This is a genomic window from Echinicola soli, assembly GCF_006575665.1.
Lineage (GTDB): Bacteria > Bacteroidota > Bacteroidia > Cytophagales > Cyclobacteriaceae > Echinicola > Echinicola soli.
The window spans coordinates 2,051,297-2,068,223 of the sequence record NZ_CP041253.1 but is presented as its reverse complement, the minus strand read 5'-3'; the positions used below and the strand labels follow the sequence as shown (position 1 = coordinate 2,068,223).

The window sequence follows — 16,927 nt, the reverse complement described above, 5'->3', positions numbered from 1 at the left end:
TGGAAACACCTTTTTAAGTCTATTAAATATTATTTTGATTACAGGGCAGAAATGTATTCTCCGTCACCTGCTTCATTTCTTACTTCGAATACCAAATCGTCAAGAGAGGCAACTTTTTCAAATTTGAATACTTTTCCAAACTTGTCACCTTCAAAGGTTTCTTCGAAGATCACGTTTCCTTGATCGATGATTCTTACAAATTTCTTGCTGTCATCAGAAGACTTCACCAAGAAGGCAATATTGCTATCGTCAAGTACTTTAACTTTAGTAAAGTAATCAACTTTTTCTCTTTTGGTTCCTACAAAAAGATCTTTGTTTTGGATCGTTCCTTGCTCAGGAGTAAATACTTCAAAGTGGTACTCGCCATCAGCAAGTGCTGTAAGGTCATACTTTTTAGCAAATAATTTATCGCTTGAAATGATGTCCTTGAAGATCACAGTACTGTTTTCATCTTTGATTCTTACCAGCACTTTGCCGCTAGGCACAGCCATGAACTTCAGTTCTACCTTTTTGTCTCCTACTTTTTCGATTGTAACGGTTTTTTCGTCCAGGTCAGATCCTGTCTTCGCGAATGTACTTACTGAAATACAGAACGCTACTAGTGTTGCAATAATTAATCTCATAACTAGAAAATTTTATAGAGTTTTAGATTTCTTTTTCCCATTGACCTATTTGGCTTACTGGGTATTTAGTTTTTTTGAGCTTAATTATTTTGGGCGTGTAATTGTTTATGGTTTTTGATTACACTACAAATGTAATACATGAACCATATATTTACCAAATATTCAATGATAAATATTTATAATTAACGATTCGGTAATAATGAACCAGTAACATTAATTATATCGCATTTGCAACATTACTTCTCACACAGTAAAGCCATTCTACACTTTATGAAATATTATTCTTTATAATAAACATAAAACAAAATATAATTACTTCTGATATTTTTTATAATAAATTTCATCATTAAAATTCGGGATTCATTTCAAACGTTTACGCAAACTTTTAAAAGCATCCTGACGTTTTCCCCTCTCAAAATCAACCGCTTTTAATTCATTGTACAAATCGTGCTGCAAAATATGGTCAAAGGATAAAAGTATAGGGGAGCTGCTTTTACATTTTTGGAAGTGGAGAAATTATTGTTTATGGTTTTAAGGGCCAAGGATGTCAAAATGAGTAATCTTCAGGAGAGGTGATTCGGAATCATCTAAAATTTGAACAAAATATAAAAAGGACTGCCCCTAAAGACAGTCCTTCAATTCTTAGCTAAGAAGTTTACTTATAAAGCAGACAGGTATTTGCCAGCTCCATCCTCATCCCTCACCTCGAATACAAGGCCCTCAAGAGATGATACTCTTTCGAAAGTGAATAATTTCCCGTATTTATTTCCCTCGAAAGTATCTTCAAAGATCACATGGCCTTCATCCAAGATGCGAACGTATTTTTTATTGGCACCCTTTGCCTTCACCAACAATGCCACCTTTTTAGAGTCAATTACTTTCACCTTGGTAAAATAATTGGATCCGGCAGACTTTTTCTCGCCTAATGTGATTTCAAAATTGTTGATCGTGCCATCCTGGCGGGTAAATACTTCAAATTCATAGTCACCCTCTGCCAGAGCAGATAGATCGTAGTTCTTTCTAAATTCCTTTTCGGTTTTGATGATCTCTTTATAAATCACCCCGCTATCAGCATCCTTAATCCTTACCAATACTTTACCATTAGGCTCGGTCAAGAACTTTAACTGAACTTTTTTGTCCCCGATTTTTTCAAGGACCGCTTTAGCTTCTTTTTCTTCTTTCGTGAGGTCGGTATGACCTACAGTTACGGCCGTAGCACTTAGTGAAATGCTCAAGGCCAACAATGTTGCAATAATTAATCTCATGGTTTTAGTGATTAAAGGGTTAACAAACTAACTCTTGTAAAAACCTCCCAGTGCCTTTCACTGGATATTTCTGAGGCTAATTATTTTGGGCAGGTACTATTAATGAATCACGTGATTGTAATTCAAACGTAAAAAAGAGAATTCATTATTGCAAATATGTCAATGATAAATATATAAAATTAACATTTTGGAAACATTTATATGTAATATATACAAATTCAATATTTTGAAATTAAAACCGTTTGCATCGTCGAAATAGTACTTGTTTTAGGGGGATTAAGCCGATTATTTACATTTTTCGTAATTTCAGCCTCGATTTTTTTTTTAGCACGTTAGATTTTACTGCTTCACCTTTAATTTATAAAACACATTATAGTCCCTTTCCACTTCCGGGTCCCGATTGTCGTTGACATAGATAAACCCATCCTCGTTTGCAAAATCGATCACCCCGTGTATGGGCAATTTATCGATCACGCCCACTTGCTTCCCGCCCTGAACGAGTATATAGTATGGCTTGGCGTACTTTTCGGTCGCCTCCTTGGCTTCCGGTAACTTGTAATATTCCTCACTTTTGGCACGGAGTTCCTTTACCACTTCAGCAGGAACACGGGTATAAAAACCCACCAAAAAACCATCACCACATACCCTCAAGTCTGTAAATATCGGGTAATCCTCGAGCCACTTCTCCGCATCCAAATTGGCTTCTGGAGCTTGGTCCGGGCGATATCGATGGGTAAGCAAGACCGTATCTTCCAACACCGGTGCAGTGCCCGAATAATCATAAATAAACAATTGATTACCAACAGTAGGCAATAAAGCCATTTTTAGGCTTTTGCGATTGATGGTCACCAGCGGAAACGAAGGGCCTACATACCGACTTTCCGCCTTGGGCTTCCAGGCATCCGGAAAAGTGGTGATCAGTTCAAAATCCCCTGCAGCAATATCATAATCAAAAATCGTCTTGGCCTGATCATAGAATTCGCTTCCCAGCTCCTTGGCACTAATGGCCTTATGGTCAAAAGCATTCGGTTCTTCTCCTAAGATATAAGCTTTACCTTCCTTGATATAGGGATTAAAAGTCGTACGATTGGTATAAACGGAGATCGAAAACATACCTGCCCAATGGGCCGGGAGGTGCTGCTTCCGGTTTCCCTGATAGTCAAATACATAATACCCCTGCATCAAATTCTGTGCGATCCAGCTGGTATCATTGAGCAGCCTGTATCCTGAGCCAAAGCTTCCAATCCCATCCGGCCCTTCATTAAGAATATCAAATTCCTGGATCACAGTTCCCTGTTCATCGACCAACAGCGGCTGACGGCTTTTGGTATTTCGGAACAAATAATATCCCAAATCACCCCGATGGTCATCCATCACCAAAGGCTCCAGTTCATCCACTATTAAGGAATCTACCACTTCCAATTCCACTTGGGCAGTTGGCCCCATGGGCGTTTTCCTCTCAGATTTCCCACAGGAAACCAAACTTATTAAAACAATTACAGTGCATACTATGGTAGTTTTCAACGATTTCACTTGATATATTTATTTTAGGTGCTAAATGTTTTTCCAAGGGTGCAAACTCAATGGCCAATGGTCCTCCAAGATAAATAAAACAAACTAAAAACCTTTTAGTTTAGAAACTATTTTCATAGTTTTATTAAGTTTCTCATGTAGCCTATTTTTAGTTATGCAATACTCTTTTGTTTTCATCTTAGTGATTTTATTTATTGGCTGTAATCATAAGTCAAAGGAAAACCAGTCACCCTCATCCCAAATCTCTATCAAAGATGCCCCACAATTGCCAAGCTCCAACCTGGAGATCATCGAAGCCATTCCGCTGGAGACCACTTCAGAAAACCTGATGGGAGCATGGCTAAGAATCAGGTCATCTAACTCACAGCTATTTGTTATGGATGAAGAAAGTAAACAAAAAAGTATTCACGTTTTTGACAAATCAGGCACCTACAGTGGGAAGATGGCTGAAGAAGGTGATGGCCCGGAAAAAATCCCTTCCCTTAATGATTTTTATGTAAATACTAATGGAGAACTGGAAATCCTGTCCACCATTGGAAACAAATCCACGATCTATCAATTCGGCGAAACAGGGGAAAAGACACTCGTTCTGGAAATGGATTATGTAGCCAGCTCTTTTACCAAACTCCCAAACGGGGACTATTTACTCTATGGCAGTTATAACCTCCCGGTCACTAAATACCGTATCATCAAAGTCACTCCCTCAGGAGAAATTACAGACCGCTATTTACCCAACGAGTATTCCGGAGAATTGCTCCCCATGACAGAAAGAAATTTTTTACAAACAGGCGGCAAACACTATTTTATTGAATCTTTTAACAATCGAGCCTATCGATTCCATAACGACTCCCTTGCTACTGCATTCGAGGTTGATTTCGGATCCTATGCTATTCCTAACTCATTTTGGGAGATGAACATCATGGAAAGCTTCGCCATGCTCAATGAAAAAGGCTTTGCCAACCTGGTCGGACTATTTGAAAGTAATGAAATCACTACGCTGGAATGCATGTTTCAAGGTCCATTTGGCACATACAAACAACTTATTTTTGTAAATCATCCTGACAAATCCATATCCAAGATCAAAGTAAGTGAGGAAGATACTCCCGTATTTTACCATCCCATAGGTATGGATCAAGACGACAACATCCTGTTTCTCACGTATCATCAGGCACTTTTGGATTTCCTAAAAAAATCCGGACAATCTCCTGGCTTTCAACTTCCCCAACAGGAATTTGATTATCCGATCATCATTTCGACCACCTTAACCCCTTAGCTCATGATCTTTCTTCGTTCATTTTATATAATGCTTTTCCTTACAGGTATAGCCTCTTGCCAAAAAAAAACGCAACCCTTAGACCTTCCACAGCACCTTGACATCGTCTCATCAAATAACGGCTCGACAGAAATTTGCTTGGATTGCCAAAACCAGGTAGTGGTACATTTTAATTATGACAAACTGTCCCTCCATCCTTTTTCTCGAGTTTTTCGATGGAACGAAACAAAGGAAAAGTACCCTGAAGTGGGTTTTGTTTTTTATTTTACTGGTAGGGATAAAGAAATGCTCAAAAACAAATTATCAGAGATGGATTTCCCCTATCCTGTAATACATGACCCATCCAACTCCTTTTTCAACAAAAACCATTTGGACACCATATCCTTTGACAATAAACATTTTATCGCATACCTAACCAAGAATCAGCAGGTTATTGAATTTGCAAATATAGGGATGGCCGACTATTTCCATCGTCAATTAGATCAAATGTTAGAAAAATCTAACGTTCGACCTTAGCAAATACCTCAGCCTATGAAATCTTATACTATTATTTGGGGATTTGCCCTTCTTTTTTGCATCGGCGGCTTTTCATGTAATTCATCAAAGAAGCCCACAAATGATACAGAAACTATTTCTTTATCCGAGCATAGGAGCATGAAGATGAGCCAAATTTTCAGTGAAATTGACTATATCGAACTCCCAAACCACTTCAATTTCTTCTTTGTGGATAAAATACTCTATTTGGATGGCCAGTATTTTTTCTGCGACTTCGGCCACACCTATAAAATTGCCATTCTGAATCAGGATTTCAATTTAACAGCCACCATAGAAGCCTATGGAGAGGGACCTGGTGAATACCAATACATCAGCGATGCCTGTATCAATGCATCAAAAAAAACCATTGAAATTATTTCTGGCAATAAGCTACTTAGGTATGACCTTGACGGGGACTTTAAAGAAGAAATAAAGTTTCCCTTCATTATTTCCAAACTGGAGCATCACGAAGGAGATCATTATATTATCCATATCCATCCAGGTGTCAAAAGCTCTTTTGCCAACAATGATAAAGAACTAAGCCATCACCTACTGTTCCAATGGAATTCCAAAACCAACGCGCTAACACCAATACTGACCAACCCTTACGATAAACCCTTGCCTTTTATCACAGAACACCACAACCTTAAAAAGGCGGGGAACAATTACTTTTTCACCAAAACCTTCACCGATACTATTTACTGGATCAAAGACACCACTGTACAGCAAAAATATCACCTGGATTTCAAGGGGAAAATGCTCCCTCTCGAACGCCTACAAGAAAATGACATGGTGGAATTTCTCAATAACCCCACCACACGGGAAAGGTATATTGTACACAGGGCCAACATTTTTGTCAATCAGGACTACCTTATTACCTCTTACACTGAAAAAAACAACTATGGCACGGTGATTTACGACAGAAAAAGTCATCTATCCATTTCTGCTTCGCGTTTTGAAAATGACATTGACTTTGGTCTTGACTATTTCTATCCGAGATTCCTCCAGGGCAATATTGTATTTAACAGCTATCCTCCAGATCTATTAATGGAACATTATAACGAAAACAGTGATCAGCTCGCCGAAGTGGACAATCCCTTCACCCGCTTGGCCAAAAACCTAAACAGGGACAGTGGAAGAATCCTAGCGCTCTACCATTTAAAAAAACGATCCCAAAATTAATCCTAAATACGATGAACATCGCCTTTTCATGCACAACCATCCTCCTTTTGCTCCTCTTTTCTTGCACCAGCAAAGAGAAAAAGGCTTCCGAATCAGAAAGCAACCATCTCCCTGTCACCCTTGATAAGTTGGATAGCATTCAAATTCACTATTTAGGCAATCCGATTGTCCATGACATTGATCCTTTGTCTAAGACAGTACTTTTTATGGAAAACAATCGATATAGTGTAGGAGAAGAGATCTTTGTGGCGGACTTTAATGGAAATATCCTGGCATCCTTTATCAAAGATGGAGATACTCGAGACACTTATGGCCATATTATGGCTCCACTTGTAATCGATGGAAAAAATTCATTTATGGCCTATGCATTTAATGGTTTTATGTGTTATGACTTTTCTGGCAACCTTATTTCTCGCATAAAACTTGTGGATTTTCATAACCCTAATTATAGAAGGATTGCAATGGGAAGGGGTTTGCTTAAGCTGGGTGAGAAATATCTATATATGGATTTAGGAAGTAGGGACTTCGAATATGGTTCCAAGGACTTTTTTGATAACTATTACGCAATGTCATTATTGGATCCTAAAACAGGAAGAACGGAATCCATTATTCCTCTACCAGAAACCTCCATTTTTAGAAAGGGGAACTTCTTTTTTAGGTATGCTTGGGAACCTACCTTTGATGTAGAAGATAATCAACTTTTCGTTGTATTTGGATTAGAACCAACTATTTATGTATTTGAAAACCAATCTCCATTTTCTCTTATCTCAAAGATTCCTATAAAATTATCAAATTACCATTATTTTAAAGGAGCAAAAAAATACAATAGGGATGACATTCGATTTTATGGTCATAAAAGGAGCTCTGGTAAAATTTTAAACATAAAGAAAATAAAAGATTATTTTCTTCTTGCTTATTTCCCAGGCTATGACCACGGAGATGTCGAAGAGAGTTTTTCAGACAATATAAGTCCGGGGTTTTGGGAACGGATGCGGAAAAAATACCCGATTCGAATCGCAATTTTGGATTCTCATGGAAAGGTGGTCAACGATTTTGTACCTGATGGATTATGGGCAACAAGCATGCTTGTGCGAAATGGCGAACTTTGGATGTTGGGAAAACCGGACGGGGAGATAGAACGGGATTATTTCCAACTTTTTAAAGTGGGGCTGAAGATTGAATAATGAATTCAATGATTATCCGTTTTTTCGCCAGTAATAAGATCTGGTTCTTTTCTCTAATTTTGATACTTACATCTTGCTGCTTGATGTTCTTTTCGCTGTCCGCTCACTTTTATTCCTCCACAAAAACACCGGTAAGGCCAAAAACACACCTACCATGCTGAACACGAGTCCACCGATGGTGCCAATGGCCAGGGAAAACCAGAAAATTTCGTTCTGGCCTTCCATGATAAACGGAATCAACCCAAAGCAGGTGGAAAGTACAGTCAGCAGGATCGGAATGGCCTTTCCCGCAACAGACTTCAGCACATTCCGGTTATAGCGTCCGGTCTGGCGGTTGTTCAGGTCATTGACGATAAAGATGGCCGCATTTACAGCCAATCCTCCCAGCATCACAAAGGCCGCATAGCCCCCTTGGTCAAAGTAAAAATCAAACAGGGAAAAGATCAAAAACAGCCCGATAAAGGCAATGGGAATCACCGCAATGATATAAAAGGGCTGCTTTAGGTTTTCAAACAGCACGCCGCAAATGAAGAAAATCGCCACGATGAGTACCAGCAGCAAGGCGTACTGCCTTTTGGCCTTGTCGTAGCCCCAGTAGTATGACGAAGTCTCTGCAGAATAACCGATGGGCATACTGGCCTTCATTTCCTCCAGCACCTCATCCAAGTATTCGCTACCAAACTTCCGCGAGCCCATGTATTCAAATGCCACCCTGCGGATGTACTGGCGGTCTTCCTTATGCAGGGAATTGGTGGTAGTTTCCTTCTCCAGGGTACCCAAGCTGGACACCTTGAACATCCGGTCCTCCCCACTGATCAGCGTGGTCTCTTCCAGGTCAAAGCGTGAAAAAACCTCTGAATCTTCTTCTCTCACCATCACGCCGTAATTGGTGTCGTCCAGACTCAGATGAAGGGAAGTGCGGGTAGGCTTGGAGACTGCCTCCAGTGCGCTGATCACCTCGTATTGATTGACGCGCTGGAGCGCCAGCTGCTGTTGGTCAAACCGCAGGACAAACTCCTCAGAGGTCCTTTCCCTGTAGCCCATCCGTTCATTGGTGTTTACCTCCTGGATACGCTTGTGGCGCAGCAGCTTTTCGGCCAGCAACTCCGACTGCCGCTCCAGCTCGTCAAAGTTGTACCCCTTCATCATGACCGTAAAGGAAGGGATTCCTTTTCCCCCGGGACCTGCTGAGAAGCCCTGCCCCACACCATAAATGCTCCAATTGGCACCACTCCAGTCGGTTGCCTTTACCGACAGCCTCCCCTTCAACTGATAGGGAAGTGCAGAATTTTCATAGGCATCCTCAAAAGTGATGGTGATCGAAGCGTGTTGTCCAGAAGAAACACTGCTGACAAACTTGTCCACCCCCTTCACGCCTTTCAGAAATTCCTCAAACTCCCGCACAATAAAGTCCATTTGATCCAGCGTATTGCCAAAGGGCAGCCGAATATTCACGTACAGTCTGGTCTGTGCCGCTTCCCGGTAACCCGACTTTTCGAACACCCCGCGCACAAACATGCGCAGCGATCCGCCCAGTGCCTTGTCCACATAAGGACGGATATCCTCTTGGTAAACCGTGCTGCCAATGGTCTTGTTGTACCAGTCCTGTTCCTCCCATTTGGCCGGAAGGTAAAATATGGGCAGGCCAAAGAGCAATACAAGCAGCATAACAAGTGTTTTCCGGAACCGGGCCACAAAGCCGATCATACCAAAATACCTCCTGAACAAGACCGCCCTTTTCCGCAGCTGCGGCAAGGTCAACTTTCGTCCCTTCCTGGCCTCTTCGCCAAACAACAGCCCGTACATGGCCGGGGTAAACAACAGTGCCACCAGCAGGGACACCGCCAGCATCACCGCCACCACTACCGCAAAATCGGTCAGGTTGCGCTGGTCCTCCTCGGGCAGCAGGAACACCATCAGCAATGCAGCGATCGTCGTCAACGATGCGGCCAAAAGCGCAAGAAAGACCTTCCTGTTGCGGTGCTTGTGCAAGTGGTCGATCATGATGATGGCATTGTCCACAATCAATCCAAAGGAAATCGTCAGTCCCGCAATGCTGTACAGGTGCAGGTGCGTACCCAGTGCATAAAGGATAATCCCGGTTACGCTCAGGTTGACCACGATCCCGAGGAACAGCACGGTCAGGTACCGCCAGTTGCGGTTAATCAGAAAGATAAAGACCACCAGGATCAGGATGGAAAGCCCTGAGCGCTGGTAGATTTTGTGCAGTTCCTTGGACAGGTATTCGGTATCGTCCTGCTCCAGGCGCACATCATAGCCCGATGGCAGCAATTCTCCGGCCTGTTCGACTGCTTCCCGCAGTTTTTTGGCCAGCACCACCTTGTTCACGCCTGGCCGGCTGGTGATGCCCATGGTCACCGAGTTGTTGCCATTGATCCGGTAATACCGGCTGGGCTCGGCCTCTTCCAAGGTAAGGCGGGCCAGGTCCCGAAGGTAGATGTCCTTGCCGCCACGGCTTATGATCCGGAGATTTTCCAATTGCTCCAAACTGGTCAGGCTACGGTCCAGTTGGATAAACAGCGCTTCGCCCTGGTGGTTTACCGCCATCCCCGGATAGCCTGTCCCGAAGGCATTGCGCAGGACTCCCGTAAGCATGCTGCGGGTAAGGCCCAGGGCCTGTAATTTCTGGATGTCGTACGTCACGTAAAGCTGAAGGTCGTTGGCTCCGTACACCTGGATTTCCTCCACCTCGTCAAACCGCGTAAGCACTGATTTGAGCACGTCCTCGGTTACTTTCTTGATCTCAAAGGGTGCAAAGGGTGCATTGATGCTGTATTGGAGAATGGGCGGCTCTTCATTGCGCTGCGCAGACTGGTAGATCAACGGATACCCCACCTTTTGGTCTAGCGAAGGATACACCTGCCGGATCAGGGAAGCCACCTCAAATTTCTTGAACTCCATGTCGGTGTGCTTGTCAAAGCGCAGCGTGATCTGGCCGCTGTTATAGTTGGATACCGACTCGATCTTTTTCAGCTCCGAAAGCTGGGAAAACAACCCTTCGAGCGGTGCCGTACCGAGCTTTTCGACCAGCTCCGGTGCCGCCTGCGGCACACCGAAGGAGATGCTCAGCACCGGCTGCTGCTCACGCGGGTTCAGCTCCACGGTCAGCCGTGGCACCAGCGCAAAGCCTATGATGGCCAGCACAAAAAACGATATCGTGATCCTGAATGAACTCATTTTTAGTCTTGAGATCTGAGTAGTGAGCCGTGAGCCTATGGCTCATTGGTTCAACACTTTACTCTTTTCTTTTTCTTGATACTTGCATCTAGCTACTTGATACTTTTCTTTCTTCTTATCCATTTTTATGTTGTCCCGCTATCTCTGACGCAGGACAACAAATACTGAACTCCAGACTCAACCTTATATTTTTGAATCAGAGACTCAATGTTTCCCAGTACCGGAGCAGAGACCCGGTACAAGCACGCCTTAGCGTTATCACGCCGTCTCTGACGCGGGAGTACAAAGCCTGAGTCTCCCGACTCACTCCTTCAAACCAACTTTACTTTTACAAGGCCTTTCATTCCTGCATAATCCCGAGCACTGCTAAATAGATATTCTTTTGGTTCCTCTACAATCATGGCATTAACAGGATTTTCATGAATATAATGAAGCTTTTGTTCCAAGAACTTATTTGATTCGATCCAGATCGCCCGATTGTCGTCTTCCCAGAACTTATAATTAAGCACACGCTTAACCTGGCCACCCCTGAATTTCATTCGTGAAAGCATCCATGACCTTCTGGATTCAATAGATTCACGTCCCAAACTATCTAGAATTCTCGCAGCAACGTACTTTTTGAAATCCCTTATGAAGTCACTTATCCGAAACGGCTCCCTTGTCCTACCTAAAAGGTGCAGGTGATTGCTCATTAAAACCCAAGCATACAATTCCAACCCTTTCTTCTGTACACAATAATTCAAACTGTCCACCACTTCCAATTTATATTCTTTTCTCGTAAACACATCAAGCCAGTCCACTACCGTTAAGGTGAGAAAATAAACTCCATGCTGGTCCGTAATACGATAGGGTTTATCCTGTTTACTCATTTTTTACTTATATTTTTGAGTCAGAGACTCAATGTTTCCCAGTACCGGGGCAGAGACCCGGTACAACCACGTTCTTATCCATTTTTATGTTGTCCCGCTATCTCTGATGCGGGACAACAAATACCGAGTCTCCAGATTCAACCTTATATTTTTGAACAGAGACTCAATGTTTCCCAGTACCGGAGCAGAGACCCGGTACAACCACGTCTTAGCGTTATCCCGCCGCGGCGGGGAGAAATATTTGTCTCATGTCTCACTACTTGATACTTTCTTCCTACTTACTGCCCAATATGCCAGGGGCACGAAATACAGTGCCGTCAGCGTGCCGATGGTCAGGCCACCGATGACGCTGAACACCAGGGGCCGCTGCAAATCAGCTCCCAATCCAGAGCTGAACACCACCGGCAACAGCGCCAGAATGGTGGTAATCGAGGTCATCAGAATGGGCTTCAGACGGATTTCCCCTGCCCGGAACAGTGCCCGGTCGAGAATTTCCCTGCTTGTCTCCCGGGGCTGTTCCAGGGCATAGCGCTCCCGCAGCCGGTTCACGGTGTCGATCTTCAGGATGGCGTCATTGACCATGATGCCCAGCATGACCACCAGCCCAATGGCGGACATCACGTTCAGTGAGGTGCCCGTCAGCCAGAGCATCAACAGGGCACCGCCAATGCCCAACGGCAAGGTGAAGATCACGATCAGCGGCTGCACAAAACTCTCAAACTGTGCGGCCAAAATAAAATACAGCAGCAACACTGCCACACCCAAAATCCCCATCAGCTGCCGGATATTTTCCCGGTCCTTAAAATATTGCCCTGCAAAGGACACACTGAAATTCTTTCCACGACCCCACTCCCTCAGCTCGCCTTCCCGTTCCTCGGGATGGGAACCTGTCAGGCTCACCGATTGGTAGATGCCTGTCTTGTCTGCCGTGACATACTTATAATGGTTTTCATAGCTTACGTTGATAAAATTGGCAAGTGCATAGCGCTGGCCTTCATTGCCTTCCAGGTGGTTGCTGCGGAGGATGGCCATAAAGTCCGACTTGTTGCCCTCCAGTCGTATCGGCGTCACTTCACTAAACCGCCTGATCTCATCAATGGTGTAGCGGCCAAAGAGCCTTTCGATCTCACCGGTCAGCGTACTGATATCGATCCCGTAAAGGGCCATTTTCTCCAGGTCAACACGAAAAAGCACCGCTGATTCTTCCTGCAGCCCGGGTCCTTTTTTCCAATCAGTTACAGGCAGCTCCTCCAGCCAGGGGCCCATCTCGGCAGCGGGAACCGGCCGCTTGCTTTCCAGCTCCTTCCAACGCATTTCGTAATAGGGAATATTGGAGGCAAACAATTGGTCAAAGGCACTCGGAGCATCAGTGATCCCTACGGTGGCTTGCGGGAAGGTATTCCTCAGCATCTTTTCCAGTAGCGCGGTCTGTGCATCCTTGGACTGCTGGTCCTTAAAATCCATGTACACCGTGGCCTGCTGCACGGAATTCTCTCCGTCAAAGAGCAAAAACTGCCGCACGCCCACATCCGCTTCTGCCTGTTCAAACTCCCCTTTCAGGCTGGCCATAACCTCCTTTATACGGTCCCGGTTCTGCTCCACGCCGATGGGTTCGTTCCAGTCCACCTCCAGCACGGCATCCTTTTTGGCAATGGGCGGAAGCCCCTCCGTGGGCAGGGCCATCCCAATAAGCAAAAACACCGGAATCAGCATCAGGAGCAGCACCAGACTCAGCTTCCTATTGGCCATGACCATTTGGTAGCCTTTTTTGTACCAGGCTACTATGGCTTTGAAAAAACGGCTGTCCTCGCGGTTGCCTTCCCAGGTCTTATGAGCAAAGAACACCCTGTACAGCAGTGGAAGCAGTACAAAGGCCACCAAAAGCGAGACAAACAGGATCGCTGCCACCGACACCGCCTGGTCCAGGAACAGGGCACCGGAAATACCACTCAGGAATACCAGCGGCACAAAGACCGCCAAAGTGGTCAGCACCGAACTGATCAGCGCGGACATCACCTCGTTTACCCCCTGCACGCAGGCCTCGAACAGCGGCAGTCCCTCCTGCCGCTTGCGGGTGATATTGTCCAGGACGATGATGGCATTATCAATCAGCATGCCCAGCCCAAGGGCCAGGCCACTCAGGGAGATGACATTGATAGAGATGCCAGCGGCCTGGAAGACCAAAAAGCTGATCACCAGTGAAGTGGGCAGACTAAGGCCAATGATCACCGGCATGCGGTAGTTACCCATAAAAACAAACAGCACCCCGAAGGCAAAAAGCCCTCCGAAGAGCAGGCTGGTCTGCAGGTTGCTGATCCCCGCGTTGAGCAGGGTGCTCTGGTCCTGGGTCATGGCAAAGTCCACCTGCGGGTAATCCTGCTTAAAATGGCCCACAGACTCCCGGACCTTTTCCATGAGTTCGTTCATTTTGGCCGCAGCCTGCTTGTGGACAGTAATCACTAGCCCTTGCCGCTGCCCATACAGGTGATATCCCATCGTCTCTTCCATCCGGTACTGCACCCCGGCCACTTTGCCCAGCGGTACGGCACGGCCTTCGGGTCCGCTGACCGGCAGGTTTTCGATGTCCTCCGGCGTATCCACACGTGTGGCCAGCCGCAGGAAGTAGCGGTACTGGCCGTCCTTGACACTGATGCCGGGGAGCTCCCGGTTGCCCGAGGTGATGGCATTGATCACATCCTGTTCGGTCATGCCCAGCCCTGCCAGCACAGCCTTGTTTGGACGCACAGTGATCACCCGCTCCTGCTTGCCGTTGATGTCCACCAGGGAAATCCCTTCCAGCTGTTCGATACGTTTTTTGAGCACATTTTCGGCCAGCTTGGTCACCTCGGCATAGTCGGTGCCTTCCTTGGGGACCACTTGGATGCGGACCATGGGGATGTCGTTGGTATTGATGCGGATGACCTGGGGGCGGGGGAGTTCTTCGGGAAGGCTATTGGTCAGCCGGTCGATTTTTTCGTTCACTTCGATATAGGCCAGCTCCATGGAAGTGCCATAGGCAAACTGCAGCCTCACCGTGCCCGTTTCGCTGCCGGCCTTGCTCTGCATATCCTCCAGGCCGTTCAGTGTAATCAGGCTTTCCCGCACCGGGCGCAGCACGTTCTGCTCGATCGCCTCGGGCGAGGCATTGGGATAATTGACCTTCACCACGATCTGCGGTACATCGATGGGCGGCAACAGCGACACGGGAAGCTTCGTAAAGGCGATCAGGCTGAACACCATCAGGGCCACAAAGACCATCGTCACCGCAATCGGCCGTGCCAATAAAAATCTGACCATGGCTATTCGTTTTCTTTTGCGATTTGGATTTGTGCCTGGTGCCCCAGCTGCAGGTTGTTGCTGGTGATGACCGTCTCGCCATCCTTGATGCCGTCAAGTACCTCTATCTCACGGCCGTTGTCCTTGCCCACCTCCACATAGTTCCACTTGGCCTCCTTGCCGTTGACAGTGAAGACCACCGGGCGGCCGGAGCGGTAGACCAGTGCCTGCTTGGGCACCACCACATTGTCCGACTGCGGGGCGCGGATCACCGCGCGGGCGTTCATGCCGGGAAGCAGCTTTTGGGAATTGCCCAGCTTGATGCCCACTTCCACCAGGCCGTTTTCGTCCACCTTGGGATTAATGCTGTTTACCTTGCCTGTCAAAGATCCAGTGCCGGCAGAAACAGGGTAGACCTCTGCCGTCTGGCCGAGGGAAATAAAGGGAATGTCGGATTCGAGTACCTTTACACTGAGCAACAGGTTATGGGTATTGAGCACTTCACAGAGTTCATCGCCTGCATTGACCAGGCTGCCGGGCTTCAGCTGTAGGTCGGCCACCTTGCCGGAGATGGGCGCCTTGATCGTGGCCTTGGCCAGCTCCAGCTCTGCTTCCTTCAGGTCGATTTGTGCGGACAGCAGGCCACTGCTGGCCTTCAGCTGCTCGTCAAGCTGGAGGACCTGATCCTGGTCTTCTCCTTCCAGGATGGATCCAAACCCCAGTTTTTCGCTGTTATAGGAAGCCTGCGCATTTTTCAGCTGCACCAGTGCCTTTTCCTTTCTGAAGACATTGTCGGTATTGTCCAGGCGGGCGATGACCGTTCCGGCCTCCACATACTGGCCTTCCCGGATGTTCAGTTCCTTGAGGTAGCCCTGCCGCTCGATGACCACCATCACTTGCCGGCCGGCCTCCACCTTGCCCGAAGCATTGATCAGGTAGTCGAAGGAGCGTTTTTCGGCCTTGGCCACCGTCACCTTGGTGGCGGACACTTCATTGCGCATGGATTCGAGGGGGACTTCCTCCTGCTGCTCCGTACTGTTTTCACAGGAATAAAAGAACGGAAAAACCAAAATCAGCAATAAAAACAATCTGTTTGCATTCATTGAAAAGATAATAAAATGTTCACTCCTTCAATTAACTAATTATTTAATTAAAAGCAAAGGGTTTTTGGCACTGAACAGAAAGTATTCTTCATAACGGACCACGAAGTATAAGGATGGATGCGCTTTTGCCATTTTCAAAGTCCAGGAGTCCAGTAAAAGGAAAAACGTGATTCTCAAACAGAGGCCATTATAGGTCTGGAAAAAATCAGTAAACATACCCAACCTTTACGGCAAAATGGGGCTAAACGTTACAGTGTTGCTCTCTCGCTATTCTAATCCATATTTATCCAAAAACAGACCTGAAATTTCAGGAAAGTTTTTTGGAATTACACAAGCGTCCATAACAACTCCATCTAAATCACAGACCAAATAGGCAGGGGAGGAAGTTTGTTTGAACAAAGGAGTAGATGTATAATGGACATCTCCATTGTAGCTGTATTTGTTCTTAAAAACTTTCCTTTGCCTTTCCGAACTTTCGTTCGTTAAAATATTGATGTTTCCCACCAATCCTTTTTCCTTTATTCTTTTCATCTCTATCTCCAAGCACCTCGTGCAGGAATTTACATCGACCAGTAAAATAAGGTAATGACCGTCCGTTCTGTTTAGGCTTAAACCTGTAAGGTCCAGTTGTTCCTGCTGGAGCCTGATATTTTCCGTTGCGGTACCCCGTAGGGTCTCCGTATAGCCCTCCATAAGGGAGGCGTATTCCTGAATGGATTCCAGTTCTTTTGTTTTTCTGACCACCTCAACTGCCTGCTTCACGCTATATTTTATGTTCCGTTCTTTTGCTTTATAAAACGTAAACACCATGAAGGACAAAAGGATGTTCAGGATAAGACTAATGGTTACTACTGCTTTCATTATGATTAATTTTATTTCAGTGGGCA

11 protein-coding genes are annotated in these 16,927 nt (G+C 45.6%); 3 read left to right on the top strand and 8 right to left on the bottom strand.

Translation table 11 applies throughout. From position 1 onward, the window contains the following. Positions 1-38: 38 nt before the first annotated feature. From FKX85_RS08340 to FKX85_RS08330, 3 genes are all read right to left on the bottom strand, one after another. Entirely contained in the window at positions 39-623 is a 585-nt protein-coding gene (locus FKX85_RS08340) for a hypothetical protein (protein ID WP_141614297.1), read from the bottom strand. Between the two features lie 659 nt (positions 624-1,282). Next, on the bottom strand, positions 1,283-1,888 hold the full coding sequence (locus tag FKX85_RS08335) for a hypothetical protein (protein ID WP_141614296.1): 606 nt from the start codon (positions 1,886-1,888) through the stop codon (positions 1,283-1,285). Between the two features lie 339 nt (positions 1,889-2,227). Further along, entirely contained in the window at positions 2,228-3,334 is a 1,107-nt protein-coding gene (locus tag FKX85_RS08330; protein ID WP_229239804.1) for a hypothetical protein, read from the bottom strand. A gap of 241 nt (positions 3,335-3,575) precedes the next feature. Between FKX85_RS08330 and FKX85_RS08325 the strand changes: the two genes are divergently transcribed. From FKX85_RS08325 to FKX85_RS08315, 3 genes are all read left to right on the top strand, one after another. Continuing rightward, entirely contained in the window at positions 3,576-4,694 is a 1,119-nt protein-coding gene (locus FKX85_RS08325) for a 6-bladed beta-propeller (RefSeq protein ID WP_141614294.1), read from the top strand. 531 nt (positions 4,695-5,225) lie between these two features. Then, positions 5,226-6,410, top strand: coding sequence for a 6-bladed beta-propeller (locus FKX85_RS08320; protein ID WP_141614293.1), 1,185 nt, complete (start codon positions 5,226-5,228; stop codon positions 6,408-6,410). A gap of 128 nt (positions 6,411-6,538) precedes the next feature. Next, the gene (locus FKX85_RS08315) at positions 6,539-7,594 is read left to right on the top strand and encodes a hypothetical protein (RefSeq protein WP_229239802.1); all 1,056 of its coding nucleotides are present in this window, start codon (positions 6,539-6,541) and stop codon (positions 7,592-7,594) included. A gap of 66 nt (positions 7,595-7,660) precedes the next feature. Here FKX85_RS08315 and FKX85_RS08310 read toward each other — a convergent pair whose 3' ends face one another. The 5 genes from FKX85_RS08310 to FKX85_RS08290 all read right to left on the bottom strand — a co-directional run bounded on the left by FKX85_RS08310 (position 7,661) and on the right by FKX85_RS08290 (position 16,901). After that, positions 7,661-10,792: an efflux RND transporter permease subunit gene (locus tag FKX85_RS08310; RefSeq protein ID WP_141614292.1), complete on the bottom strand. Its 3,132-nt coding sequence runs from the start codon at positions 10,790-10,792 to the stop codon at positions 7,661-7,663. A 311-nt stretch (positions 10,793-11,103) separates the two neighbouring features. Then, on the bottom strand, positions 11,104-11,661 hold the full coding sequence (locus FKX85_RS08305; RefSeq protein WP_141614291.1) for an REP-associated tyrosine transposase: 558 nt from the start codon (positions 11,659-11,661) through the stop codon (positions 11,104-11,106). A 246-nt stretch (positions 11,662-11,907) separates the two neighbouring features. Further along, positions 11,908-14,958: an efflux RND transporter permease subunit gene (locus FKX85_RS08300; protein WP_141614290.1), complete on the bottom strand. Its 3,051-nt coding sequence runs from the start codon at positions 14,956-14,958 to the stop codon at positions 11,908-11,910. Between the two features lie 2 nt (positions 14,959-14,960). Then, on the bottom strand, positions 14,961-16,040 hold the full coding sequence (locus tag FKX85_RS08295; RefSeq protein ID WP_141614289.1) for an efflux RND transporter periplasmic adaptor subunit: 1,080 nt from the start codon (positions 16,038-16,040) through the stop codon (positions 14,961-14,963). Positions 16,041-16,307: 267 nt separating this feature from the next. Further along, positions 16,308-16,901, bottom strand: coding sequence for a hypothetical protein (locus FKX85_RS08290; protein ID WP_141614288.1), 594 nt, complete (start codon positions 16,899-16,901; stop codon positions 16,308-16,310). Between the last annotated feature and the right edge of the window lie 26 nt (positions 16,902-16,927).